This window comes from Cellulomonas olei (genome assembly GCF_039548315.1).
In the GTDB taxonomy this organism is placed as follows: domain Bacteria; phylum Actinomycetota; class Actinomycetes; order Actinomycetales; family Cellulomonadaceae; genus Cellulomonas.
Genome location: NZ_JBCLVN010000031.1, coordinates 1 through 23,650, shown reverse-complemented (window position 1 = coordinate 23,650; position 23,650 = coordinate 1). Strand labels below are relative to the sequence as shown.

The 23,650-nt window shown below is 76.4% G+C and carries 23 protein-coding genes; 4 read left to right on the top strand and 19 right to left on the bottom strand.

Going from position 1 to position 23,650, the window contains the following annotated elements; genetic code table 11:
* Nucleotides 1-246: 246 nt before the first annotated feature.
* Complete coding sequence (locus tag AAHH18_RS11100) at nucleotides 247-1,350, bottom strand: zf-HC2 domain-containing protein (protein ID WP_343301666.1); 1,104 nt, start codon at nucleotides 1,348-1,350, stop codon at nucleotides 247-249.
* The gene (gene sigE / locus AAHH18_RS11095; RefSeq protein ID WP_343301665.1) at nucleotides 1,347-1,976 is read right to left on the bottom strand and encodes an RNA polymerase sigma factor SigE; all 630 of its coding nucleotides are present in this window, start codon (nucleotides 1,974-1,976) and stop codon (nucleotides 1,347-1,349) included. Before sigE ends, AAHH18_RS11100 begins: the two co-directional genes overlap by 4 nt.
* 265 nt (nucleotides 1,977-2,241) lie before the next feature.
* Here sigE and AAHH18_RS11090 point away from each other — a divergent pair, with 265 nt between their 5' ends.
* Nucleotides 2,242-2,874 carry an O-methyltransferase gene (locus AAHH18_RS11090; protein WP_343301667.1) on the top strand — a complete coding sequence of 211 codons (633 nt, stop codon included), beginning with the start codon at nucleotides 2,242-2,244 and terminating at the stop codon, nucleotides 2,872-2,874.
* 67 nt (nucleotides 2,875-2,941) lie between these two features.
* Here the strand turns inward: AAHH18_RS11090 and AAHH18_RS11085 are convergent, their stop codons facing one another.
* From AAHH18_RS11085 to dapE, 6 genes are all read right to left on the bottom strand, one after another.
* Nucleotides 2,942-4,549 (bottom strand): leucyl aminopeptidase family protein, encoded by a 1,608-nt coding sequence (locus AAHH18_RS11085; RefSeq protein ID WP_343301664.1) that lies wholly within the window; start codon nucleotides 4,547-4,549, stop codon nucleotides 2,942-2,944.
* A gap of 22 nt (nucleotides 4,550-4,571) precedes the next feature.
* Complete coding sequence (locus AAHH18_RS11080) at nucleotides 4,572-4,739, bottom strand: DUF3117 domain-containing protein (RefSeq protein ID WP_082812748.1); 168 nt, start codon at nucleotides 4,737-4,739, stop codon at nucleotides 4,572-4,574.
* A 166-nt stretch (nucleotides 4,740-4,905) separates the two neighbouring features.
* A complete protein-coding gene (locus tag AAHH18_RS11075) occupies nucleotides 4,906-6,165 on the bottom strand; it encodes a hypothetical protein (protein ID WP_343301663.1) in 1,260 nt (419 codons plus the stop codon).
* On the bottom strand, nucleotides 6,162-7,118 hold the full coding sequence (gene folP, locus AAHH18_RS11070; RefSeq protein WP_343301662.1) for a dihydropteroate synthase: 957 nt from the start codon (nucleotides 7,116-7,118) through the stop codon (nucleotides 6,162-6,164). Before folP ends, AAHH18_RS11075 begins: the two co-directional genes overlap by 4 nt.
* Nucleotides 7,108-7,965 (bottom strand): LOG family protein, encoded by an 858-nt coding sequence (locus AAHH18_RS11065; RefSeq protein WP_343301661.1) that lies wholly within the window; start codon nucleotides 7,963-7,965, stop codon nucleotides 7,108-7,110. Before AAHH18_RS11065 ends, folP begins: the two co-directional genes overlap by 11 nt.
* A gap of 91 nt (nucleotides 7,966-8,056) precedes the next feature.
* Nucleotides 8,057-9,151: a succinyl-diaminopimelate desuccinylase gene (gene dapE, locus AAHH18_RS11060; protein ID WP_343301660.1), complete on the bottom strand. Its 1,095-nt coding sequence runs from the start codon at nucleotides 9,149-9,151 to the stop codon at nucleotides 8,057-8,059.
* Nucleotides 9,152-9,208: 57 nt separating this feature from the next.
* On the opposite strand from dapE, the gene dapD reads away from it, so the two are divergent.
* A complete protein-coding gene (gene dapD / locus AAHH18_RS11055; RefSeq protein WP_343301659.1) occupies nucleotides 9,209-10,162 on the top strand; it encodes a 2,3,4,5-tetrahydropyridine-2,6-dicarboxylate N-succinyltransferase in 954 nt (317 codons plus the stop codon).
* Nucleotides 10,159-11,070 carry a hypothetical protein gene (locus AAHH18_RS11050; RefSeq protein WP_459349121.1) on the top strand — a complete coding sequence of 304 codons (912 nt, stop codon included), beginning with the start codon at nucleotides 10,159-10,161 and terminating at the stop codon, nucleotides 11,068-11,070. The genes dapD and AAHH18_RS11050 overlap by 4 nt, the downstream gene beginning before the upstream one ends.
* Nucleotides 11,071-11,168: 98 nt before the next feature.
* Here AAHH18_RS11050 and AAHH18_RS11045 read toward each other — a convergent pair whose 3' ends face one another.
* The 5 genes from AAHH18_RS11045 to fdxA form a co-directional block, all read right to left on the bottom strand.
* Complete coding sequence (locus tag AAHH18_RS11045) at nucleotides 11,169-12,089, bottom strand: methyl-accepting chemotaxis protein (RefSeq protein WP_343301657.1); 921 nt, start codon at nucleotides 12,087-12,089, stop codon at nucleotides 11,169-11,171.
* Nucleotides 12,086-12,721: a PAS domain-containing protein gene (locus AAHH18_RS11040; RefSeq protein ID WP_343301656.1), complete on the bottom strand. Its 636-nt coding sequence runs from the start codon at nucleotides 12,719-12,721 to the stop codon at nucleotides 12,086-12,088. The genes AAHH18_RS11045 and AAHH18_RS11040 overlap by 4 nt, the downstream gene beginning before the upstream one ends.
* Before the next feature lie 76 nt (nucleotides 12,722-12,797).
* A complete protein-coding gene (locus AAHH18_RS11035; RefSeq protein WP_343301655.1) occupies nucleotides 12,798-14,096 on the bottom strand; it encodes a citrate synthase in 1,299 nt (432 codons plus the stop codon).
* Between the two features lie 204 nt (nucleotides 14,097-14,300).
* Nucleotides 14,301-15,476, bottom strand: coding sequence for a succinyldiaminopimelate transaminase (gene dapC, locus AAHH18_RS11030; protein ID WP_343301654.1), 1,176 nt, complete (start codon nucleotides 15,474-15,476; stop codon nucleotides 14,301-14,303).
* A gap of 5 nt (nucleotides 15,477-15,481) precedes the next feature.
* A complete protein-coding gene (fdxA, locus tag AAHH18_RS11025; protein ID WP_343301653.1) occupies nucleotides 15,482-15,808 on the bottom strand; it encodes a ferredoxin in 327 nt (108 codons plus the stop codon).
* Nucleotides 15,809-15,929: 121 nt separating this feature from the next.
* On the opposite strand from fdxA, the gene AAHH18_RS11020 reads away from it, so the two are divergent.
* Nucleotides 15,930-16,181, top strand: coding sequence for a putative acetyltransferase (locus tag AAHH18_RS11020; protein WP_343301652.1), 252 nt, complete (start codon nucleotides 15,930-15,932; stop codon nucleotides 16,179-16,181).
* A gap of 70 nt (nucleotides 16,182-16,251) precedes the next feature.
* Here AAHH18_RS11020 and AAHH18_RS11015 read toward each other — a convergent pair whose 3' ends face one another.
* The 6 genes from AAHH18_RS11015 to AAHH18_RS10990 all read right to left on the bottom strand — a co-directional run.
* Complete coding sequence (locus AAHH18_RS11015) at nucleotides 16,252-18,045, bottom strand: VanW family protein (RefSeq protein WP_343301651.1); 1,794 nt, start codon at nucleotides 18,043-18,045, stop codon at nucleotides 16,252-16,254.
* Between the two features lie 150 nt (nucleotides 18,046-18,195).
* Nucleotides 18,196-18,732 carry a flavin reductase family protein gene (locus AAHH18_RS11010; RefSeq protein ID WP_343301650.1) on the bottom strand — a complete coding sequence of 179 codons (537 nt, stop codon included), beginning with the start codon at nucleotides 18,730-18,732 and terminating at the stop codon, nucleotides 18,196-18,198.
* Nucleotides 18,729-19,112 (bottom strand): hypothetical protein, encoded by a 384-nt coding sequence (locus AAHH18_RS11005; protein ID WP_343301649.1) that lies wholly within the window; start codon nucleotides 19,110-19,112, stop codon nucleotides 18,729-18,731. Before AAHH18_RS11005 ends, AAHH18_RS11010 begins: the two co-directional genes overlap by 4 nt.
* Nucleotides 19,113-19,243: 131 nt before the next feature.
* Nucleotides 19,244-20,320: a PIG-L family deacetylase gene (locus tag AAHH18_RS11000; protein WP_343301648.1), complete on the bottom strand. Its 1,077-nt coding sequence runs from the start codon at nucleotides 20,318-20,320 to the stop codon at nucleotides 19,244-19,246.
* Nucleotides 20,321-20,324: 4 nt separating this feature from the next.
* Nucleotides 20,325-22,262: a translational GTPase TypA gene (gene typA / locus AAHH18_RS10995; protein ID WP_343301647.1), complete on the bottom strand. Its 1,938-nt coding sequence runs from the start codon at nucleotides 22,260-22,262 to the stop codon at nucleotides 20,325-20,327.
* A 166-nt stretch (nucleotides 22,263-22,428) separates the two neighbouring features.
* A partial coding sequence (locus tag AAHH18_RS10990) for an ABC transporter ATP-binding protein (protein WP_343301646.1) occupies nucleotides 22,429-23,650 on the bottom strand: 1,222 nt, incomplete at its 5' end.

The following is a 23,650-nucleotide window of genomic DNA, read 5'->3' as shown; positions in this document are numbered from 1 at the left end:
CGCCGCCCGGCGGACCCCACGGGCGGGGGGCCTCCCACCCGGGCGGTGCGGCCGGCGGGGCTGCGAACGGGTCGGCGGGTCGCGGCGCGGCGGCCGCGGGGGCGTCACCGGCCGGCGAGGTCCCCGGCGGGCCGGGCACCGGTCCCGGCCCGCTCCGCGGCGGCTCCGGCTGCTGCTCCCCCACCTGCGGGTCCTCTCCGTAGGGCGCGGGCCGGTCGCGCGCGTCGCGGTGCTCGTCGTGCGCGGTCACGGCAGGTGCACGGCGGTCGTGAGCGTGTCCCAGCCGCGGGTCAGGCGGGCGGGCAGCCCGGTGTCGAACTCCCCGCCGGGGAACTGGGCGACGACCGCCGAGACGTCCGGGCCCGTGCCGGCGGCGACGACCTCGACCACGGTGTCGCCGGACTGCCAGGCGGCGTGCCACGGGGCGGTGGACAGCACGTAGACCGTGCGGCCGGCGACGTCGAGCCGGTCCGCGGCGGTCAGGACGCCGGTGTCGAGCTGGCCGTGCTGCTCGGTGACGACCACGTCGCCGGCCGGCCCGGACAGCGCGACCTCGAGCGTGCTGCCGCCGTCACGCTCGCGCACCGAGGTCACCGCCCAGCCGTCCGGGACCTCGGTCGGGCAGGTCCAGCCCTGCGCCCGCATCCAGTCGAGGTACTCCTGCGTGGTGGCGCCCGCGACCGGCTCGCGCGGTGCGGCCACCGTGACCGCGGCGGGCGCTCCCGCGTCCCCGAGCATCGCCATGGCGTCGCGGGAGGCGGTCACGGGGGCGACGTCGGGGCGGTCGCCGAGCAGGAACAGGCCGACGGCCACCATGCCCAGCCCCGTGAGGGACCCGACAGCGGCGCGGAACCGCCGGCGGCCCTGCCCGGTGCCGGCGCCGAGGACGCCGCGCCCGCCGAGCACGCCGCCGGCGCCGAGCACCTCGCCGCCGAGCACCCGGCCCGCGGCGGCGCGCTGACCGACCACGGCGCGGGTGCCGAGGACCTCGCCACCGAGCACGCCGCGGCCCGCACCGAGCAGCCCCGCGAGCCCGGTCACCGCCGGGGACGGGCGGGAGGCACCGGCGGGCGGGACGAACGGGTCCATCCGTCGCGGGGTGGCGGAGGCGGCGTCGCGGCGCGGGTCCGCGGTCCCCGGGCAGCCGAGCGCGAGCAGCCGGGCGGTCAGGTCCCCTGCCGGGCGGACGTCGTCGGCGTCGGAGAGCACGCGGCGGGCGGCCCGGGCGGCGGCGAGGTCGGCCGCGCAGCGCGGGCAGCCGGCGACGTGCGCCAGCGCGCGCTCGGTGGCCGCCGGGCCGAGCTGCCCGTCGACCAGGGCGCTGACCCGGTCCCCGAGGTGGCCGCTCATCGCGCCCCCGCGGGTGCGGTCACGGACTCCCCGGCGGTCTGGCGCCCGGGCAGGTCACGCCCGTCCCGGGCCGCGCCCTCGGGCGTCCGCTGCTCACGCGGCGCGCGGTGCTCCAGGGACACCCGGAGCCGGGCGCGCGCCCGGTGGATCCGCGAGCGCACCGTGCCGAGCTTGATGCCCAGGGTCACCGCGATCTCCTCGTACGACAGCCCCTCGATGTCGCACAGCACCACCGCCGCCCGGTACTCCGGGGGCAGCTCGTCGAGCGCGCGCTGGACGTCGACATCGAGGTTGTCGTGCTCGAACGCCCGCTCGGGGCCCCCGTCGGTGGTCGGGTACCGGTCGCTGTCCTCGCCCATCGCGTCCATGCGGATGCGCTGCCGGCGGCGCGCCTGGTCGAGGAACAGGTTGGTGGTGATGCGGTGCAGCCAGCCCTCGAACGTGCCGGGGGTGTAGGTCGACAGCGACCGGAACACCCGCACGAACACCTCCTGCGTGAGGTCCTCGGCGTCGTGCCGGTTGCCGGTCAGCCGGTAGGCGAGGCGGTACACGCGCGCGGAGTGCTCGCGGACGATCGCCTCCCAGGTCGGGGGCTGCCAGTCCGTCTCGGGCACCGAGGTCGCCATCCAGGTCCTTCGTCTCAGGAGCCGCGGGCGCGGCGCGTGCCCAGTGTCCCAGGGCGCGGGTCCCCGTGCGAACCGGTTCCCCTCCTGCTCACGCACAACGCGCACACACCCTGCACCGTTCCCGCGGTTCCCCGGCGGACGGACGGCGTCCCGGGCCCCGCCGCCCCCGCGCGTCGCCGACGGGCGCCCCGTCCGGGCGACGGTCGCCCACTAGGCTGGCCTGCGTCGACACCCGCCGCTCTCGAACCGTCCGCAGGAGGACACCATCGCCACCGACAAGGCTGCCAGCTGGGTCTACGCGGAGGGCTTCGTGCCCGAGGACGACACCCTGCTGCGCGCCCGGGACCGCGCGGGTCAGCTCGGCTGCACGCCGGTGGCCCCCGGCACGGGTGCCGCGCTGACGGTCCTCGCCGCCGCGGCGCGCGCCCGCGCGGTCGTCGAGGTCGGGACCGGGGCGGGCGTGAGCGGCCTGCACCTGCTGCGCGGCATGCCCGGCGACGGCGTGCTGACCACCATCGACGTCGAGGTGGAGCACCAGCGCGCCGCCAAGACGGCGTTCGCGGAGGAGGGCGTGCGCCCGGCGCGCACCCGCACCATCTCGGGCCGGGCGCTCGACGTCCTGCCCCGCCTGACCGACGGCGCCTACGACCTCGTGCTCGTCGACGCGGACATCGAGAACTACCCCGCCTACGTGGAGCAGGCGGTGCGGCTGCTGCGCCCGGGCGGCGTGCTCGCCGTCGACGACGCGCTCTGGCACGACCGGGTCGCCGACCCGGCGCGGCGTGACGAGGCCACGACGATCGTCCGGGAGACCGGCCGGCGCGTGCGCGAGGACGAGCGGCTGCTCCCCGCGCTGCTGCCGGTCGGCGACGGGCTGCTGGTCGCCGTCCGCCGCTGACCGTCCCGGCCCGGACCCCGCACGGCGCCCGGGCCGACCGGTCACCCGGGCCGGCCCGGGTACCGGGTCAGCGCAGCGCGGCGAGGTACCGCAGCAGCAGCCGGGCGCCGAAGCCCGTCGCCCCCTCGGTCACCTCGTGCTTGTCCGCCGTCGACCGCGCCGGGCCGGCGATGTCGAGGTGGGCCCAGGTGCGGGCGCCGACGAACTCGCGCAGGAACAGCGCGGCGGTGATGGAGCCGCCGCCCTGCTTCGGGTCGATCGGCACGTGCCGCAGGTCGGCCACCGTCGATCGCACCGCGTCGGCGTAGTCCTCGACGAGCGGCATGGACCACACGGGCTCGCCCGACTCGGCGGCGGCGGTCTCGATCGCCCCGGCGAGGCGCGGGTCGGTGGCGTAGAGCGCGGCGTGCTGCTTGCCGAGCCCCAGGCTGGCCGCCCCCGTCAGCGTCGCGACGTCGAGCAGCACGTCCGGGTCGAGCGTCGCGTCCGCCCACGCGAGCGCGTCGCCGAGCACCAGGCGGCCCTCGGCGTCGGTGTTCGCGATCTCGACGGTGCGTCCGCCCCACAGGGTGAGGACGTCCCCCGGTCGGTACGACGCGGCGCCGACGTGGTTCTCCGCGAGCGGCAGGACGGCGGTGACGCGGTGCGGGACGCCCGCGGCAGCCGCGCCGAGCACGGTGGCGAGCGCGACCGCGGCGCCGGCCATGTCCGTCTTCATCGGGACCATCGACTCGCGCGGCTTGATCGAGAGCCCGCCGGTGTCGTACGTGATGCCCTTGCCGACCACCACGACGTGCCGGGTGCGCCGGGAGCCGCCCCCGGCGGGCGGCTCGTACGCGACGGTCACGAGCCGCGGGGTCGACGCCGAGCCGGACCCGACGGCGAGGATGCCGCCGAACCCCTGCGCGGCCAGCTCCCGGGGGCCGAGGACGTCGACGCGCAGGCCGGCCGCGCGGGCCAGCGCGGAGGCGCGGTCCGCCATCCAGGCCGGGTCCTTGATGCTGGACGGGGTGTTCGCGAGGTCGCGCACGAGCCAGGTCGCGGTCGCGCCGCGCACCGCCTCGTCCAGTGCGGCCTGGGCGCGGACGCCGTCGCGGCCGACCACCACCAGCTCGGAGGCGGGCGCCTCGCTCGCCGGGGCGGGCGCGCCGATGCGCTGCACCCGGTAGGCGGCCAGCAGGTAGCCCTCCGCGAACGCCCGCACGGCCCGCGGGCCGTCGACCCCGGGCTCGGTCGCCACGGTCGTCAGCACGCGCCGCAGCCCGCGCGTCGCACGCGCCAGCGCGGCACCGGCGCGCCGCAGCTCGTCGGGGGTGCCGCCGCCGACGCCCACGAGGACGAGGCGGCGCGGCAGACCGTCCCAGGGCAGGGCCGCGCCGGCCCGGCCGACCGGGCGCGGGAGGAGCAGGGTCCACGCCTCGCCGGGCGCGCCGGTCAGCCCGGCCCGCTCGGCGACCTCGGCGAGGTCGATGCCGTAGCGGGCGGCGGCGTCGGCGGTGCCGCGGCCCGGCTGGAGGTCGGTGTCGTCCGGCGCGGGCGGGGCGACCGGGACGGCCACCGCGTCGACGTCCGCCTCCAGCAGGAGCGCGGAGGACGCGAGCGAACCGCCCACCAGGCCGACCGCCGGCACCGGGCGGCCGATGCGCACCTCGGGGTGCGTCACGGAACGTGCCACGACGGAGCGAGCCCCCGGGCCGTCAGGAGACGACGGAGGTGAGGGCCTCGCCCAGCTCCTGCGCCTCGGTCGCGTTGAGCTCGACGACGAGCCGACCACCGCCCTCGAGCGGGACCCGCATCACGATGCCGCGGCCCTCCTTGGTCACCTCGAGCGGACCGTCACCAGTCCTCGGCTTCATCGCGGCCATGCGGGGCTCTCCTTCGCGTCGTGCGTCCCGGGACCCGAACGCGCTGGTCCCGCCGCGGGCGGGGCCGGTGCGGACAGGGCGCGGATCAGCGGATGTCCGTCGGCCAGTCTAGTTCACCGGGGCGACACGCGAGGCAGGGAGCGCCTGCGCACGCGCACTCCCGCGGTCACGGCGGCCACCCGGAGGGCGGGACGAGTCGCCAGATCCGCCACACCCACACCACCTGGAGGACGAGCATCAGGAGGGTCACCGCGCCCGTCCACGCCCACCGTGCGGCACGCGGTCGGGTCACCACCCCGGCGGTCGCGGCGCCGAGGGGGAACGCCAGCAGCAGGAACCGCGCGAGGCTGCTCCCGGGCTCCACGGCCGCGGCGAGGTACAGCAGGTACGCCCCGGACCACGCGTGCAGCTCCCGCCCCAGCCGCCAGGTGGGCGGGGCGGCCAGGCTGCCCACGACGACCGCGGCGGCCGCGAGCACGACCCACGGCGCGGCGTCGCCGAACCAGAACTGCGGCACGTAGGCCCACCCGGCGAACGGTGCCGTCGTCGGCGACCCGCGCCACGCCTCCTGCGTGCGCAGGTACGCGTCCGGGACCCCCGTCACCCAGCCGCAGACCACCAGCCACGCGAAGCCCGAGACCACCGAGGTCAGCGCGAGGGCCCCGAGGCCGAGGACGTCGCGCCCCGGCGGACGCCGGCCGGTCGCGCGCCACTCCCGCCACCGGACCAGCGCGTGCACCGCGACGACGACCGCCATCGGCAGGGCGACCGCGCGGGTGAACCCGAGCGCGAGCACCGCGAGGCACGCCCAGCCGTAGCGGCGCGTCACGACGGCCAGCAGCGAGGCCGCGACGAGCAGCAGCGCCAGCGCCTCCGTGTAGCCGACCTGGAGCACGACCGAGGTCGGGAACACGCTGACCAGCAGCACCGTCGCCAGCGGCAGCCCGGGCCGTGCCGCGACCGCCCGCGGTGCGCCGCGCACCACCGTGCGGTGCACCAGCAGGACCGCGCCCGCACCGAGCAGCAGCGACACCGTCGGCGCGACGACCGCCCACGACCCGCCGGTGACCGCCATCACGCCGCGCACCAGCAGGGGGTACAGCGGGAAGAACGCCCACTCGTTCTGCTGCACCAGCCCGTCGGCGCCCACCGGCAGCGTCGCGGGGTAGCCGCCCTCGGCGATCCGGCGGTACCACGTGGCGTCCCACATCAGGCCCGCGTAGTCCGCGTAGCCCGGCGAGGCGGCGGTCCAGCCGGTGGCGGCCTGGTGCCGGGCGACCACGAGCAGCACCACCGCGGAGAAGGCGCGTGCCGCGGCGTACACCCCGAGCACCTGCGCCCACCACGGCCAGGTGCGCGGGTCGAGGACCCGCGCGCGGGGACGCGGCGCCGCGGGCAGGTCGGGGCCACCACCCGGCCCCGTCACGCGAGCCCCCGGACCGCCCGCGCCGGCGGCGCGTCACCGCGCAGCGCGGCCACCATGTCCACGACGCGCCGCGTCGCGCGCACGTCGTGGGCGCGGAACACGCGCGCCCCGAGCCACGCCGCCACCGACGTCGCGGCGAGCGTGCCCTCGAGGCGCTCCTCCGGCGGCAGCCCGAGCGTCTCGCCCACCAGGTCCTTGCGCGACAGCGCGACCAGCAGCGGGTGCCCAAGCGTCGTCAGCGCGGCGGTCCGGCGGACCAGGTGCAGCGAGTGCCAGGTGTTCTTGCCGAAGTCGTGGGTGGGGTCCACCAGCACGCTCGCCGGGTGCACGCCGAGCCCGACCGCGCGGGCCGCGGACGCCCGCAGCGTGGCGAGGACGTCCAGGAGGACGCCGTCCCGGGGGTCGGTGCCCGCGGGGGCGCCGTCCGGCAGCGGGTAGGAGACCCGCAGCGGGTCGGTCCGGGGCGGGAGGCCGCCGGTGTGCGAGCAGACCACGCCCAGCCCCCGCTCGGCGGCGACCTCCACCAGGGCCGGGTCGTGGCCGGCCCACGTGTCGTTCAGCAGGTCGGCGCCGGCGTCCGCCGCGGCGCGCGCCACCTCCGACCGCCACGTGTCGACGCTCACGAGCAGGTCCGGGTGCCGGCGGCGGACGCGCTCGACCAGCGGCACCACCCGCGCGATCTCCTCGGCGGCGTCCACCCCGGGCCCGCGACCGGCGCGGACGCCGCCGAGGTCGACCAGGTCCGCGCCCTCCTCCTCGGCGCGCGCGACCGCGGCGTCCGCCCCCGCGTCGTCGTACCGGGCGGCGGCGTAGAACGAGTCCGGCGTCCGGTTCACGACCGCCATCACGACGGGGCGCTCCGGGCCGTACCAGCGGCCACGCAGCAGCAGGGGCGCGCCGGCGGCCGGGACGGCCCCCGCGGCGGGCGGGGTCGCGGCGTCGTCAGCGGCCACCCGGCTCCGCCTCCGCCTCCCCCTCGGCGACGACCCGGGACTCCGCCACCGACTGCGCCCGGGCCGCGTCGCGCGCCGCCTCGCGCTCGGCCTCGCGGAGCTCGGCCCCGCGGTCGCGGACGATGCGCACCGCCTCCTCCGGGTCGTCCACCAGGCGCAGCAGCTCGAGGTCGGCCTCGCGGACCATCCCCCGCCGCAGCACCGGCCCGCGCAGCCACTCGAGCAGCCCGGTCCAGTAGTCGGTGCCGACCAGCACGATCGGGAACTCGGTCACCTTGTGCGTCTGCACGAGCGTGAGCGCCTCGAACAGCTCGTCGAACGTCCCGAAGCCGCCGGGCAGCACGATGAACCCCTCGGCGTACTTCACGAACATCGTCTTGCGGGCGAAGAAGTAGCGGAAGTTGACGCCCAGGTCGACCCACGGGTTCATGCCCTGCTCGAACGGCAGCTCGATGCCGAGGCCGACGGACAGCCCGCCCGCCTCGGACGCGCCCTTGTTCGCGGCGGACATGATGCCGGGACCGCCGCCGGTGATCACCGCGTAGCCGGCCTCCGCGAGCAGCCGCCCGACGGACTCGCCGAGCACGAAGTCGGGGTGCTCCGGCAGCGTGCGCGCCGAGCCGAACACGCTGACCGCCGGGCCGAGCTCGGCGAGCGCGCCGAACCCCTCGACGAACTCGCTCTGGATCCGCATCACGCGCCACGGGTCGCCGTGCAGCCAGTCGGCGCCGTCGCCGCCGGACAGCAGCCGCTGGTCGGAGGTCGTCGCGGGGATCTGCCCGCGACGGAGCAGCACCGGCCCCTTGCGGTAGCCGGAGCCGGGTGCCGGGAGGCCGTCGTCGCTCATGGGAGCCGACTCTACGGTCCGCGGCGGGGCGTGGCGGCGGGACGTGCGGCGACGGCGGGCGACGACCGGGTGAACGGTGCGTGACCCCGTGTCAGGCCGTCAGCCAGGCCCGCAGGGCGTCGTGGCAGAGCGCGAGCTGGGCCACCGGGAGCCGCTCGTCGTCCTTGTGCGCGAGCAGCGGGTCGCCGGGCCCGAAGTTGACGGCGGGGATGCCGAGCTCGGCGAACCGCGCGACGTCGGTCCAGCCGTACTTGGGCGCGGGGGCTCCCCCGGTCACGCCGAGCACGGCCGCGGCGAACTCGGCGGCCGCGGGGTCGTCGAGCCCCGGCCGGGCGCCGCCGGCCGCGTCGGTGACCACGACCTCGAACCCGGCGAACAGGTCCTCGACGTGCGCGGTCGCCTCCGCCACGGTGCGCGACGGGGCGAAGCGGTAGTTCACCGTGACGACGCAGCGGTCCGGCACGACGTTGGTCGCGACGCCGCCGCCGATCAGCACCGCGTTGAGCCCCTCGCGGTACACGAGCCCGTCGACCTCGACCGACGCGGGCTCGTAAGCGGCCAGCCGGGCGAGCACCGGCGCGGCGGCGTGGATCGCGTTGACCCCGGTCCACGCGCGGGCCGAGTGGGCGGCGACGCCCGTCACCCGCACCTCGGCGCGCAGCGTGCCGTTGCAGCCGCCCTCCAGGCCGGCGTCCGTCGGCTCCCCGAGCACCGCGAAGTCGGCCGCGAGCCACTCGGGGTGCCGCCGGGCGACCCGGCCGAGGCCGCTCAGGGAGGCGTCGACCTCCTCGTGGTCGTAGAACACCCACGTGACGTCGCGGGTCGGCTCGGTCAGCGAGGCGGCCAGCGCGAGCTGCACGGCGACGCCGCCCTTCATGTCGACGGTGCCGCGCCCCCACAGCACGGCGTCCCCGCCCTCGCCCTCCAGCCGGGTGGGGAGGTTGTCCGCGACCGGCACCGTGTCGAGGTGCCCGGCCACGACGACCCGCGACGCGCGACCGAGGTGGGTGCGCGCGACGACCGTGTCCCCGTCGCGCAGCACCTCCAGGTGCGGGTACGCGGCCAGGGCCGCCTCCACCGCGTCCGCGAGCGCCGCCTCGTCCCCGCTGACCGAGGCGATGTCGCACACGCGCGCGGTGAGCGTCGCGAGGTCGGCGGTCAGGTCGAGCGGGGTGGTCGTCGTCACGCCGCGACCCTACCGCCGGGCGCCGGGCGGCCCCCGGACGGCCCCTAGGCTGGTGGCATGACCGACCGCACCGCCTGGGGCTGGGGCCTGGCCACCGTCGCCGACTCCGGGACAGTCCTCGACACCTGGTACCCGCAGCCCGCGCTCGGCGCCGCACCGGACGACGTCCCGTGCCCGCCGGAGCTGACCGACCTGGCCGGCACCGACCCGGCACGCGGGGTGCGCGCCGAGACGGTGCTCACGGTCGTCGACCTGGACGCCGCGCCCGCCGGCACGCCCGACGCCTACCTGCGGCTGCACCTGCTGTCGCACCGCCTGGTGCGCCCGAACACGATCAACCTCGACGGCGTGTTCGGCGCGCTGCCGAACGTCGTGTGGACGGACCGCGGCCCGTGCGCGGTCGAGGGCTTCGAGTCGACCCGCGCCCGGCTGCGGGCGGCGACCGGGCGGCCGGTGACCGTCTACGGCGTCGACAAGTTCCCGCGCATGGTCGACTACGTGCTCCCGTCGGGCGTGCGCGTCGCGGACGCCGACCGCGTGCGCCTCGGGGCGCACCTCGCCCCCGGGACGACGGTCATGCACGAGGGCTTCGTGAACTTCAACGCGGGCACCCTCGGCACGTCGATGGTCGAGGGGCGCATCTCGCAGGGCGTGGTCGTCGGCGAGGGCAGCGACATCGGCGGCGGCGCGTCGATCATGGGCACGCTGTCCGGCGGCGGGCGCGAGCGGGTCTCGATCGGCGAGCGGTCCCTGCTCGGCGCGAACGCCGGGCTCGGCATCCGGCTCGGCGACGACTGCGTGGTCGAGGCGGGCCTGTACGTGACCGCCGGCACCAAGGTGACGCTGGTCGGCGAGGCCGGCCCCGACGGCGCGCCGCGGGTCGTCAAGGCGCGCGAGCTGTCCGGCGCCGACGGGATCCTGCTGCGGCGCAACTCCCTGACCGGCGGGGTGGAGGCCGTGGCCCGGACCGGGACCGGCATCGCGCTCAACGCCGCGCTGCACGCGAACTGAGCGCCGTGGCGCGACGGCGGTCCCGGCTCGGCTGCGCGGCGGTGACCGCGCTGGCCGTGCTCGCGGGCGGCGTCGGCGCGGTCGTCTGGACGCTCGACGCCACGCACGACGACACGGCGTCCCGGCGGTGCACGGCCACCGTCGACGGCGCCACGTGGGACCTGTCGGCCGACCAGGCGGACAACGCCGCGCTGATCGCCGCCACCGCCCAGCACCGCGGTCTGCCCGCGCGCGCCGTCACGATCGGGCTGGCCACGGCGCTGCAGGAGTCGCGGCTCATCAACATCGACTACGGCGACCGCGACTCGGTGGGGCTGTTCCAGCAGCGGCCGTCCCAGGGCTGGGGCACCGTCGAGCAGATCATGGACCCCGTCTACTCCACCGGCCGGTTCTACGACGGCCTGGTGGAGGTGGCGGGCTACACGGAGCTGCCGGTCACCGAGGCCGCGCAGGCCGTGCAGCGGTCGGGGTTCCCGGACGCCTACGCGCAGCACGAGGCACGCTCCCGGGCGTGGGCGTCGGCCCTCACCGGCTGGAGCACGGCCGCCCTGCACTGCGACCTGGGCGCCCCCGACCGGCCGGGCGACGTCGACGCGGTCGCCGCGCGCGTGCAGCGGGACTTCGCCGGCAGCGTGACGGCCGTCGCCGACGGGTCCGCCGACGGCGAGGACGGACCCGTGGTGCTGCTGGAGACCGGGGGCCTGACGGCGCGGTCCGGCGGCGACGCGGCGCGCTCCGGCTGGGCGGTCGCGCAGTGGGCGGTGGCGGCGGCGGAGGCCCTCGACGTCGCGACCGTCGAGGTCGGCGACGCCCGGTGGTCGCGCGGGGGCGACGGCTGGCAGGCGGGCGCGCGCCCGGACGCCCTCGCCCCGGGGACCGTGGCGCTGACGCTGCCCGCCGCGCCCTGACGCCGGGCACGGGTCTCCGCGCGGCGTCAGGGCGGCGGCGGGTCCGCCCCGGCGCGGCGCCGACCCCGGCGCGGCGTCAGCCCCGGCGCGGCGTCAGCTCAGCTCAGCTGGGCGAAGCTCGTGATCTCCGCCCGCAGCTGCTCCGCGAGCTCGGCGAGCCCCGCCCCGTCGCCGCCGTCGGCCGCGGCGGCGACCGCCGCGACCTGCGTCGACATGCCCGCGATGATCTCGTCGATGCGCCCGATCGCCCGGCCGGCCTCCTCGGCGGCGGCCTGCGCGGCGACGACCTGGCGCGCGATGTCGTCGGAGCGCCCGGCGGAGTCGTCGGCGAGCGTGCGGACCTCGTCGGCCACCACGGCGAACCCGCGCCCCGCGTCGCCGGCCCGGGCCGCCTCGATCGCGGCGTTGAGGGCGAGCAGGCGCGTCCGGCTGGCGATCGTCTTGACGAGCCCGGCCGCCTCCTCGATCTGCGCGGAGGTGTCGGTGAGCTCCCGCACCGTCTCCCGGGAGTCGTGGGCCGCGCCGGTCGCGGAGCGGGCCGCGGTGGCGAGCGACGCCGCCGACGAGGCGAGCCCGTGGGCGGAGTCGGCGACGCGGGCCGCGACCTCGACCATGCGCTCCGCGAGGTCGGCGCGCTCCGCCTGGTCGCGGGCGGTGCGCTGCGCGGCCGCCTCGAGCCCCGCGCGGGCGGCGTCGATCCGCACGGCCCCGTCGCGGAACGCCCCGGGCATCCCCCGCCGGAGGAACCGGCGGTGGAACCGGCCCTCGCCCGCCGCGGTCAGCGACGCCTGCGACTCGCGCACGTAGGCGTCGACGACGTCGGCCACCCGGTTCAGCGCGGTGCGGGCCCGCTGCACCGCCGGGTCGCCCTCGAGCACCGGGAGCCGGCCCTCCAGGTCGCCGTCGGCCACCCGGTCGCAGAACGCGGCGATCAGCTCGAGCGACCGCCGCGTCTCCTCGTCCAGGCCCGGCTCGACGTGGCCCCCGGCGTCGCGCCCGGCACGCCCGCCCCGCCTCACCGGACCCCCGCGACGGCCGAGCCCGGTGCGTCCGAGGCGTCGTCGGCCGCGGCCAGCGACCACACGAACTCGTCGTACGTCGCGCCGGCGTCGGCCAGAGCGGCGTCGAGGGCGGCACGACCCGCCGCGATCCGGTCCGGCGTGCGGGACTGCGCGTCCTCGACGGCGCGGATCCGTGCGTAGAGGTCGCCCACGGTGCGACGGGTCGCCGGCGGCACCCACCGGCGGTTGGAGTGGTAGCCGACCACCGAGCCGTCCGGGGCGAACGACGGCGTGACGTGGGCGAGCACCCAGTAGTGCCCGCCGTCGGCGGCGAGGTTCACCACGTACGCGAAGATCTCCCGCCCCGCCGGGATGACCTCCCACATGAGCTGGAAGACCGCCCGCGGCATCGCCGGGTGGCGGATCAGGTTGTGCGGGCTCCCGAGGATCTCGCGCTCGGCGTAGCCGCTGACGCGGACGAAGACGTCGTTCGCGTAGGTGATGACCCCCTTGGGGTCGGTCTTGGAGACGATGATCTCCTCGGGACCGAAGGTCCGCTCGACACCGGTCGGCCCCGCTGCGCGCCGCCCTCGCGCAACGTCGGTGGGCCGCCGGGTCCCGCGCTCGGGCGCGGTCGACGTGGGCGACATGCCCCCTGCATCGACCCGCTCCCCGGCGTTCTGACCGATTCGTCCTGCGGAAACGCAGGGAAGCGGTTGCCGGTCGTCAGCGCTCCGTGACGGTGCGGTAGTCGCGCGCCGGCGACCCGGAGTACACCTGGCGCGGTCGGCCGATCTTCGTCTGCGGGTCGGTCATCATCTCCCGCCACTGCGCGATCCAGCCGGGCATCCGGCCGAGCGCGAACAGCGGCGTGAACATGCGCTCCTCGAAGCCCATCGCCTTGTAGATGAGCCCGGTGTAGAAGTCGACGTTCGGGTAGAGCTTGCGGGAGATGAAGTACTCGTCGGACAGCGCGATCTCCTCGAGCCGGCGCGCGATGTCGAGCAGCTCGTTGTTGCCGCCGAGCGCCGCGAGCACCGCGTCGGCGCTCTCCTTCACGATCGCCGCGCGCGGGTCGTAGTTCTTGTACACCCGGTGCCCGAAGCCCATGAGGCGGACGCCCTGCTCCTTGTTCTTCACGCGGCGCATGAAGTCGGAGGCGTCCCCGCCGTTCGCCTGGATCTCCGCGAGCATCTTGAGCACGGCCTCGTTGGCCCCGCCGTGCAGCGGGCCGGACAGCGCGTTGATGCCGGCGGCCACCGAGGCGTACAGGTTGGCGTGGCTGGAGCCCACGACGCGCACGGTCGACGTCGAGCAGTTCTGCTCGTGGTCGGCGTGCAGGATGAGCAGCTTGTCGAGCGCCCGCACGACGGTCGGGTCGACGTCGTACTGCTGGTACGGGACGGCGAACGTCATCCGCAGGAAGTCCTCGATGTACCCGCGCGAGTAGTCGGGGTACAGCAGCGGCTCGCCGCGCGAGGTCCGGTGCAGGTAGGACGTGATCGTGCGCGTCTTGGCCAGGATCAGCACGGTCGCGAGCTCGACCGTCTCCGGGTCGAACGGGTCGAGCGACTCCGGGTAGAAGGTGGCCAGCGCGTTGATCGCCGACGACATCACCGCCATGGGGTGCGCGCCCGACGGGAACGTCCCCATGAACGTGCGGAAGTTCTCGTGCACGAACGTGTGCCGGTTGACCCGCTCCACGAACGCCTCGAGCTGGTCCGCGGTGGGCAGCTCTCCGTTGAACAGCAGGTAGGCGACCTCGAGGAACGAGGACTTCTCGGCGAGCTGCTCGATCGGGTACCCGCGGTAGCGCAGGATGCCGGCGTCGCCGTCGATGTACGTGATCTGCGACTCGCAGGACGCGGTGTTCATGAAGCCGGGGTCGACGGTGACCAGGCCGGTGTCCCGCAGCAGCGACGACACCACGACGCCGTCGTTGCCCTCGGTGGCGCGCACCACGGGCAGGTCGTGCGGGGTGCCGTTGACGACCAGCTGGACGGGCTCGGTGGCGACGTCGGTCATGGCGCTCCTCCTCGGGCGGTGTGCGGGTGGACCTCGGTCCGGTCCGCGAGGTCGATCAGGGCCGGAGGGCGGCCGCTGCGGTGCGGGCGCGCCACGGGGGTGGCGTCGGCCTGCCCTGACGCTACTTCCCGTCCGGGGGCTCGACCATCCCGGCGGCGGCCTGGTGGCGTGTGACTCGGGTCACAGGGCAGGAGATCCCCGGGATCACCGGGCGGCGAGCGTCGCGAGTCGCCCGACCGCGGCGGCGACCCGCTCGTCGGTCGCGGTGAGCGCCACCCGGACGTGCTGCGGCGCGCCGTAGAACGACCCCGGCGCGACCAGCACGCCCGCGTCCGCGAGCCGGCCGACGGTCGCCCAGCAGGGGTCAGCGCCGTCCGCGCCCACCGACGCGCCCGCGGGCCGCGCCCACAGGTACAGCCCGGCGGCCGAGCCGTCGACCACGAGTCCCGCGCCCTCGAGCGCCGCCCGCAGCGCCGAGCGCCGCGCCCGGTACCGCTCGCGCTGCTCCGCGACGTGGGTGTCGTCACCCAGCGCGACGGTCATCGCCGCCTGCACCGGCGCCGGCACGATCATCCCGGCGTGCTTGCGGGTGGCCAGCAGGTCCGCCACGACGGCCGGGTCGCCGGCGACGAACGCCGCCCGGTAGCCCGCGAGGTTCGACTGCTTGGACAGCGAGTACACCGCGAGCAGCCCCGTGACGTCCCCGCCCGTCACGCGCGGGTCCAGCACGCTCGGCACGCCCTGCGAGGCCCACGGCTCGTCCCAGGGCAGCTCGGCGTAGCACTCGTCGGACGCCACGACGACGGGCCTGCCCGTGCGGCGCTCCGCGGCGCGCGCCGCGTCCACGACGGCCCGCAGCGCCGCGGCGTCCAGCACCCGGCCGTCCGGGTTGCCCGGCGAGTTCAGCCAGACCAGCCGCACCCGGTCGCCCTCCGGGCCCGCCAGCAGCGCCGCCGGGTCGTCGGTCGCGACGGGCTCGGCGCCCGCGAGGCGCGCGCCCACGTCGTAGGTCGGGTACGCGGCCGCCGGGTGCGCGACCAGGTCACCGGCCCCCAGCCCCAGCAGGGCCGGCAGCAGCGCCACGAGCTCCTTGGAGCCGACGGTCGGCAGCACGCCCGCGGGGTCGAGCCCCGGCACGCCCCGGCGGCGGGCGAACCACGCGACCACCGCCTCGCGCAGCGCCGGGGTCCCCCACGTCTGCGGGTAGCCCGGCGCGTCCGCGGCGTCCGCCAGCGCGCGCCGCACGACCTCCGGCGTCGGGTCCACCGGGGTGCCGACGGACAGGTCCACGATCCCGCCGGGGTGCGCCCGCGCCCGGTCGCCGTACGGCGTGAGCGTGTCCCACGGGAAGTCCGGCAGGGCGCCGGTCAGCAGGCCCACGCGCTCTACTCGCCGTGCACCTGGAGCGGCAGCGTCGCGATGATCGGGTGGTCCTTCTCGATCATGCCCATCTTGGCCGCGCCGCCCGGGGAGCCGAGGTCGTCGAAGAACTCGACGTTCGCCTTGTAGTACTCGCTCCACTGCTCGGGGACGTCGTCCTCGTAGTAGATCGCCTCCACCGGGCACACCGGCTCGCAGGCGCCGCAGTCCACGCACTCGTCGGGGTGGATGTACAGCGACCGCTTCCCCTCGTAGATGCAGTCGACCGGACACTCCTCGATGCAGGCCTTGTCCTTGACGTCCACGCAGGGCTGGGCGATCACATACGTCACGGTGCGTCCTCCACGCGCGCGGCTCGGCCGGGGCCGGCGCGGTCGCAGGTCGGGTCCAGATGGTTCGTCCTAGTATCGCTCACCTGCGCTCGGGCGGCGCAGCCACGGGACGGAGACGCTGGTGACACACGACGAGAGCGACCCGGCGACCCCGTGGCGGGCCTGGCGCCCCGGGCAGCGCGTCGTCGTCCGGCGGCGGCTGCCACCCGGCGAGCCCCAGCCCTACACCGACGTGCTGGGCGACCTGCTGGCGGTGGACCCCGACGGGGTGACGGTCCGCACGCGGCGCGGCGGCGACGTGCGGGTGCCCGCCGACGAGATCGCGATCGGGAAGGTCGTGCCGCCCGCGCCCGAGCGGCGTCCGCGCCGGTGACCCGGCCCCGGGGCCGGCGCCGGGGCGACCGACCACCGGGGCACGCGGTCGCCGCGACCCGGGCGGCCCGCTAGCCGGCCGGCGGGGCCGAGGCCGGGTCCGGACCGCACACCACCTGGTTCTGCGGCTTGTACGTCCACGTCGACGGCTCGACCGCCACGACCTCGCCGTTGAGCTTGATCGTCCGGGTGACCGTGATCCGGAACCCGGGGTTGCCCGCGGACTGCGGCGCGCACGTCGGGGACTGCGAGTACACCGTCGTCGGCTGCACGACGTTGGTCTTCGGGCCGGACTCGGAGGTGACCTCCCAGTAGGGCGTGCCCCACAGCCGCACCCAGGTCCGGCCGTCCGCGACCCACGCCTGGACCAGCACGCCGTGCGGGGTGTTGTTCTTCCACCGCATGTCGAGCGTGCCCGTGTAGATGGTCGCCTCGCGGCCGGCCGGGTAGCGCTGGAACCACTCGGAGTGCGGCTTGTGCTCGATGTCCTCCATGCCGGCCTCGTAGGCGGCGTTGTAGGTCGTCGTCGAGAGCTGGGACAGCCCGCCGCCCCACGCGTCGGTGTGCTCGCCGTTGACGATCGCGCCGGCCGTCGTGAAGCCGTGGGCGGCGTCGATCGGGCCGAGGGCGTCCGTGAGGCTGAAGATCTCGTCCGGGCGCACCAGCGTGCCGTTGATCGCGGCGGCGCCCGCGGCGATGTTCTGCGTGCGGCGCGGCTCGCTGGTCAGCGGGGTCGAGAACTCCGCGACGACCTGGGTGATCCCGAGGTCCTCGAGCGCCTTCGTCGTCTGGTCGGGGTCCGACTCCACCAGCTCGACCTTCGCGGCGCGGTCGTCCGCCACCGCGGCCTTCGCGACCGCCTCGGCCAGCGCGTCGGGGTCGAGCGTCGTGCCCGGCACCCCTGGGACGATCACCGGGCTGCCGCTCGACAGGTCGAACCGGGCGTCCGACGCCGTGGTCAGCAGGTCGGTGCTGCGGGCGATCACGGCGTCCACGAGCGCCGCCCCGTCCATCCGCAGCACGAGGTCGCCGTCCTCCGGCACCATCGACGACACCGAGGTGAGCACGTCGACGGGGAGCTCGATCGTCTGGCCGGCGACCTCCACGCCCACCGGGGCGGCCGCGACGCGCGACGCCACGTCCTGCAGCGCCGCGTCCGTCTCCTCCTGCGTGATGTCCGGCTCGACGACCTCGGTGGGCAGCTCGAGCGGGCGCGCGGCCGTCAGCCACGTGTCGACGAGCTCCTGCCGGGCGGCGTCCGCGTCCAGCGACCAGCCGTCCACCGCGTCGACCGCGTGCGCGTCGCCGTCCGCGAAGACGACCGAGCCGTCGACGGGCGCCAGGCTCAGCGAGCCGCCGAGCGTGTCCAGCGCGGCGTCGAGCGCCGCGTCGTCGACCCGGGTCACCGGCGGCTCGGCCTGCCCGCCCACGACGTGCAGCCACAGGCGCTGCGGGCGCAGGTCCGCCCCCGTCAGCCGCTCCACGGTGGCCTCGACGTCGAGGGCCAGCCCGGCGGTGGCGGGGTCCACGGAGCCCGTGATGTCCTGCGCGGTCACGGGGACCGCCTCGGTGGCCAGGGAGCCGAGCCCGTCGGTCAGCGCCTGCTCCGCGTCGGCGGTCGTCATCCCGCCGACGTCGACGCCGGCGACCGTCGTCCCGCGGGGCACGCGGTCGGCGAGCGCGTACGCGGCGCCGACGTAGCCGCCGCCCAGCACCACGAGCACGCCGACGACGACCAGCACCGTGCGCAGCCAGCGGCGCCGGGGGCGGTCGGCGTCGAAGTCGTCCAGCGGCGACCACGCACCGTCGTCCGGGCCCTCGGAGTCCACCGCGGGCTCCGTGCCCTCCGCGCTGCCCTTCGCCATCCGGTTCCCCCTCGCGAGACCCCGCGGGTGCGCTCCGTGCGCCCACCGCCAGGCGCCGATTCTACGGGCGCCCCCTGACGCCGCCGTCGCGCGTGCCACGGTTCGCCCGCCTGGCGAGATCACGACTTCGCAACGATTCGATCCCGCGGGTCAGCGGACGGGCCGCAGGCGACGCCGCAGGTGCACCAGGCTGCCCGACCCGGGGTCGCCCTCCCGCGCGGTCAGCACCTCCCCCAGCACCACGTCGTGGTCCCCCGCCGCGACGACCTGGACGGTCCGGCACTCCACCCACGCGGCCGCCCCCGACACCCACGCGGCACCGGAGCGCGGCGCGGCCACGTGCGGCACCCGGTCGAGCTGCCCGATGCTCGGCCGGCCCGGCGACGCGAGCCAGTCCGCGACCGGCGCCTGGTCGTCCGCGAGCACGCTCACCGCCCAGGTGTCGACGTCGTCGAGCGCCTCCCGCAGCCGCGCGTCCCGGTGCACGCAGAACAGCAGCATGGGCGGCTCCAGCGACACCGACGTCACCGCGCTGGCGGTCATCGCGTGGTCGAGCCCGCGCCAGCGCACGGCGAGCACGACGACACCCGCGGGCAGCCGGCCCATGGCCGCCCGGAACGCGTCCGTCGCCGCGCCGCCGCCGGGGTCGCCGTCGCCGTAGAGCGGGTCGACGGTCGCGTCGGTCACGGCGTGCTCGGCCTGCGCCGCAGCGGCACGTCCGCGAACCACACCGAGGGCGCGAGCGTCGCACCCAGCGCCACGGCGAGGGCGCCGACCGCCCAGACCCAGCCGATCGCGCCGGCCGCGGGGACCAGCACGTCGCCGCCCGGGCCCCGCCCCGACAGCACCTGCACCGCGAGGAACACGCCGGCCAGCAGGGCCGTCGACGCGATCCGCCCGCCACCGGCGCGCGCGGCCACGGACACGGCGAGCACGAGCAGCAGGCCGACGACCAGGCCCCAGGGGCGCGTCGAGCGGTGCAGGACGGTGCCGACCGCGCCGGCGACGACGCCGAGCAGCAGCGCGCCGAGGGTGCTCAGGACCAGGCGGGAGGTGAGGGGCGGCACGGGCGTCAGGCTACGTCCGCCGCGTGCGGCGCGTCACGCCGGTCCGCCGCGTGCAGCGCGTCGCACCGGGCGCGGTCCGGGCCGGCGCCGCGCGCGGTCCGGGTCGGCCCCGGGCGGGCGGCCTCGCGGCGTCAGGACCGGCGCGTGACGCCCGGCGGCACGCGCAGCCCCGCCGCCGGGGCGCCCCCGGGGGCCCAGCGGTAGCCCTCGTGCGGCAGCACCGGGGCGAGCACGAGGTTCGACAGCGCGAGGCAGGCGGCGGCCACGGGGTGGTCGAGCGGCCGCACGGCCTGCACCTGCGTCGCGTGGGCCCGGAGGGCGCCGAGCAGGCGGTCGCGGACGGGCACGACGTCCACCACGAGGTCGGGCCGCCCCGCGGCGGCGACCGACGGCAGCGGGCCGTCAGGGTCGGGCAGCACGAGCGGGCCGCTGCGCGTCGCCGGGTCGGCGCCGGCGTGGGCCGCGAGCACGGCGTGGACCACGGGGTCCTCGGCCAGCGCGGCGTACCCGGCGCGCAGGGCGTCCGGGTCCTGCACCGCCCACGCGACGGCCGGCCGCCACCCGTCCGCGTCGGCCGGGTCGGCGGCCCGCGCCAGCTCCACCGCTCGCATCGTGACCTCGTGCGCCCGCACGTGGTCCGGGTGCCCGTAGCCGCCGCCCGGCTCGTACGTGACGACGAGGTCGGGGCGCCGGTCCAGCAGCAGCCCGGCGAGCCGCCCGGCGGCCTCGTCCAGGGCGACGCCCACGAACGCCCGGTCCGGAAGCGCGGCCGCTGCCCCGGCCCGCCCGGTCCCGACCCACGCCATCCCCGAGTCCTCGTACCGCGCCCCGGACGACGAGAGTGCAGCAGGTGCGGGGTTCAGGGCCTCGAACCCCGCACCTGCTGCAACCTCGACGGGCGGGGCAGGGGCAGAGGGCGGCGGGAGGGTGTCCAGGAAGACCTGGTCCGCCCCCAGGGCCGCGACCGCCCGCGCGAGCTCCCGCTCCCGGTGCGCGGCCAGGGCCGGGCCGTCGCCCTCCAGGTGCGCGAGCTCCGCCCCGATCACCTCGCCCCGCTCCCCGCGGGTGCACGTCACGACCAGCGCCGGCAGGCCCGCCGCGGCCCACGTGGCGAGCAGCGCGCCGGACGTCAGCGTCTCGTCGTCCGGGTGCGCGTGCACCGCGACCACGCCACCCGTCACGGGCGGCGTGGTCGCGGCGGTCGTCACGGCGTCAGGCGCGCTTGGCCCGCGCGGTCTGGCGGGCGCGCTCGGTCTGGTCCAGGACCACCTTGCGGATGCGCACCACCTCGGGGGTCACCTCGACGCACTCGTCCTCGCGGGCGAACTCCAGCGACTCCTCGAGCGTCAGGTGCCGCGGCGGCACCAGGTTCTCGAAGTTGTCGGCCGTGGAGGAGCGCATGTTGGTGAGCTTCTTCTCCTTGGTGATGTTGACGTCCATGTCCTCCGCGCGGGAGTTCTCGCCGACGATCATGCCCTCGTAGACCTCCTGCGTGGGGTCGACGAAGAACGAGCCGCGGTCCTGCAGGTTGATCATGGCGTAGGGGGTCACGACGCCCGCGCGGTCGGCGACCAGCGAGCCGGAGACCCGGGTCTCGATGGGGCCGGCCCACGGCTCGTAGCCCTCGGCGATCGAGGACGCGATGCCGGTGCCGCGGGTGTCGGTGAGGAACCGGGTGCGGAAGCCGATGAGGCCGCGCGACGGCACGAGGAACTCCATGCGGACCCAGCCGGTGCCGTGGTTCGACATCGTCTCCATGCGGCCCTTGCGCTGCGCCAGGAGCTGCGTGACGGCGCCCAGGTACTCCTCGGGCACGTCGACGGTCATGCGCTCGACCGGCTCGTGCACCTTGCCGTCGATCTTCTTGGTGACGACCTGCGGCTTGCCGACCGTCAGCTCGAAGCCCTCGCGGCGCATCTGCTCGACGAGGATCGCCAGCGCCAGCTCGCCGCGGCCCTGCACCTCCCACGCGTCGGGGCGGTCGGTCGGGACGACGCGCAGGGACACGTTGCCGATGAGCTCGGAGTCGAGGCGGTCCTTGACCTGGCGGGCGGTGACCTTGTGGTTCTTGCCGCCCTTGCCGGCGAGCGGCGAGGTGTTGATGCCGATCGTCATCGAGATCGCCGGGTCGTCGACCGTGATGAGCGGCAGCGGCCGCGGGTCCTCGGGGTCGGTCAGCGTCTCGCCGATGGTGATGTCGGCGATGCCCGCGACCGCCACGATGTCGCCGGGGCCCGCCTTCTCGGTCGGCACGCGGTCGAGCGCCTTCGTCTCGAGCAGCTCGGTGATGCGGACGTTCTGCATCGTGCCGTCGGCCCGCGCCCACGCGACCGTCTGCCCCTTGGTCAGCTCGCCGTTGAAGACGCGCAGCAGGGCCAGGCGCCCGAGGAACGGCGAGGCGTCGAGGTTCGTGACGTGGGCCTGCAGCGGCGCGCCCTCGGTGTACGTGGGGGCCGGGATCTTCTCGAGGATCGTCGCGAACAGCGGCTCGAGGTTCTCGGAGTCCGGCAGGCCGCCGTCGGCCGGCTGGGTGAGCGACGCGCGGCCCGCCTTCGCGGCGGCGTACACGACGGGGACGTCGAGGATCGCGTCGAGGTCCAGGTCCTCGACCTCGTCGTGCAGGTCGGACGCGAGGCCCAGCAGCAGGTCGGTCGCCTCGGCGACGACCTCGGAGATGCGCGAGTCGGGGCGGTCGACCTTGTTGACGACGAGGATCACCGGCAGCTTCGCGGCGAGCGCCTTGCGCAGCACGAACCGCGTCTGCGGCAGCGGGCCCTCGGACGCGTCGACCAGCAGCACGACGCCGTCGACCATGGACAGGCCGCGCTCGACCTCGCCGCCGAAGTCGGCGTGACCCGGGGTGTCGATGACGTTGATGGTGATGCCGTCGGGCTGGCCCGCCGCGGCCGCCGCGGGGCCGGAGTACCGGACCGCGGTGTTCTTCGCGAGGATCGTGATGCCCTTCTCGCGCTCCAGGTCACCGGAGTCCATCGCGCGCTCGTCCACGTGGGCGTGGGCGCCGAACGCGCCGGACTGCCAGAGCATGGCGTCGACGAGCGTGGTCTTGCCGTGGTCGACGTGGGCGACGATCGCGACGTTGCGCAGGTCGCCGCGCACACGGGTTCCCGTGGGCGTCGAGGGCACAGACATATGAGGACTCATTCCGCGAAGGGGGTGGGAGGGGGCGCGACGACGTCGAGCGCCGGTCGATTCTACGCGCCCGCGCGCCCCGGCACGAGGGAGGCCCTGTGCCGGGGCGCGCGGGGTGGTGCGGGACGGTGCGTGGTGGTGCGGGTCCGCTTGCCGGCGGGCCGGGTCAGACGCCCGCGGGGCCGGGGTGCCGTGCCTCGAGGTCGCCGGTGTCGGGGGCGTGGGCGCCCTCGGCCGCCTCGGCCTCCTCGCGCTCGATCTCCGCGCGCTGCTCCTCGAGCATCGCGTCGCGCAGCTCGCGGCGCCGGCGCTGCTCCTCCGGGTCCGGGACGGGGACCGCGGCGAGCAGGCGCTGCGTGTACGGGTGCTGCGGCTCGGTGACGACCTGGGTGGTGTCGCCGATCTCGACGAGCTTGCCCTTGTGCATCACGGCGATGCGGTCGGACAGGATCTCGACCACGGCGAGGTCGTGGCTGATGAACAGGCAGGCGAACCCGTGCTCGCGCTGCAGCTCCTGGAACAGGTCCAGCACCGTCGCCTGCACGGACACGTCGAGCGCGGAGGTCGGCTCGTCCGCGACCAGCAGCTTCGGCTCCAGGGACAGCGCCCGGGCGATGCCGACGCGCTGGCGCTGGCCGCCGGACAGCTCGTGCGGGTAGCGGTTGCGCATGGCCCGCGGCAGCTGGACCTGGTCGAGCAGGCGCTCGACCTCGCGGCTGAGCTCGGCGCCCTTGGTGCCGCGGTGCAGCAGCAGCGGCTCGGCGATCGACTCGCCGATCGGCAGGCGCGGGTTGAGCGAGGAGCCCGGGTCCTGGAACACGATGCCGACCTGGCTGCGCAGCGGCCGCAGCGTCTTGGTGGTCGCCCCCACCATGTCGACGCCGTTGATCGTCAGCGAGCCGGCCGTGACCGGGAGCAGGCCGACGAGGGCGCGCCCGATGGTGGTCTTGCCCGAGCCGGACTCGCCGACGAGGCCGACGACCTCGCCCTGCGCGATCGAGAAGCTGACCTCGTCGACGGCGCGGAACGCCGGGGTGCGGCCACGCCCGGGGTACTCGACGACCATGTCGCGGGCCTCGAGGACGACGGGGCGCGTCGAGGCGGGCGCCGCCGACGGCTGCTCGACCGGCGTGGCCGTGGCGCCCGGAGTGCCGGCGTGCCGACCGAGGTGCGGGACCGAGTCCAGCAGCCGCTGGGTGTACGGGTGCTGCGGGGACGAGAAGATCGCCGCGGAGTCGCCGTGCTCGACGACCTCGCCGTCCTTCATGACGACGATCGAGTCCGCCATGTCGGCGACCACGCCCATGTCGTGCGTGATGAGGACGATGCCGGAGTTGATGCGGTGCCGCAGGTCCCGCATGAGCTTGAGGATCTCCGCCTGCACCGTC

Excerpts from the sequence above, each read along its gene's own strand:
- dapD (WP_343301659.1), top strand. The coding sequence starts at position 9,209 with ATGACCGACCGCACCGCCTGGGGCTGGGGCCTGGCCACCGTCGCCGAC.
- AAHH18_RS11080 (WP_082812748.1), bottom strand. The coding sequence starts at position 4,739 with ATGGCCGCGATGAAGCCGAGGACTGGTGACGGTCCGCTCGAGGTGACC.
- AAHH18_RS11015 (WP_343301651.1), bottom strand. The coding sequence starts at position 18,045 with ATGGCGAAGGGCAGCGCGGAGGGCACGGAGCCCGCGGTGGACTCCGAG.
- typA (WP_343301647.1), bottom strand. The coding sequence starts at position 22,262 with ATGTCTGTGCCCTCGACGCCCACGGGAACCCGTGTGCGCGGCGACCTG.
- AAHH18_RS11065 (WP_343301661.1), bottom strand. The coding sequence starts at position 7,965 with ATGAGCGACGACGGCCTCCCGGCACCCGGCTCCGGCTACCGCAAGGGG.
- sigE (WP_343301665.1), bottom strand. The coding sequence starts at position 1,976 with ATGGCGACCTCGGTGCCCGAGACGGACTGGCAGCCCCCGACCTGGGAG.
- AAHH18_RS11100 (WP_343301666.1), bottom strand. The coding sequence starts at position 1,350 with ATGAGCGGCCACCTCGGGGACCGGGTCAGCGCCCTGGTCGACGGGCAG.
- AAHH18_RS11035 (WP_343301655.1), bottom strand. The coding sequence starts at position 14,096 with ATGACCGACGTCGCCACCGAGCCCGTCCAGCTGGTCGTCAACGGCACC.
- AAHH18_RS11040 (WP_343301656.1), bottom strand. The coding sequence starts at position 12,721 with ATGTCGCCCACGTCGACCGCGCCCGAGCGCGGGACCCGGCGGCCCACC.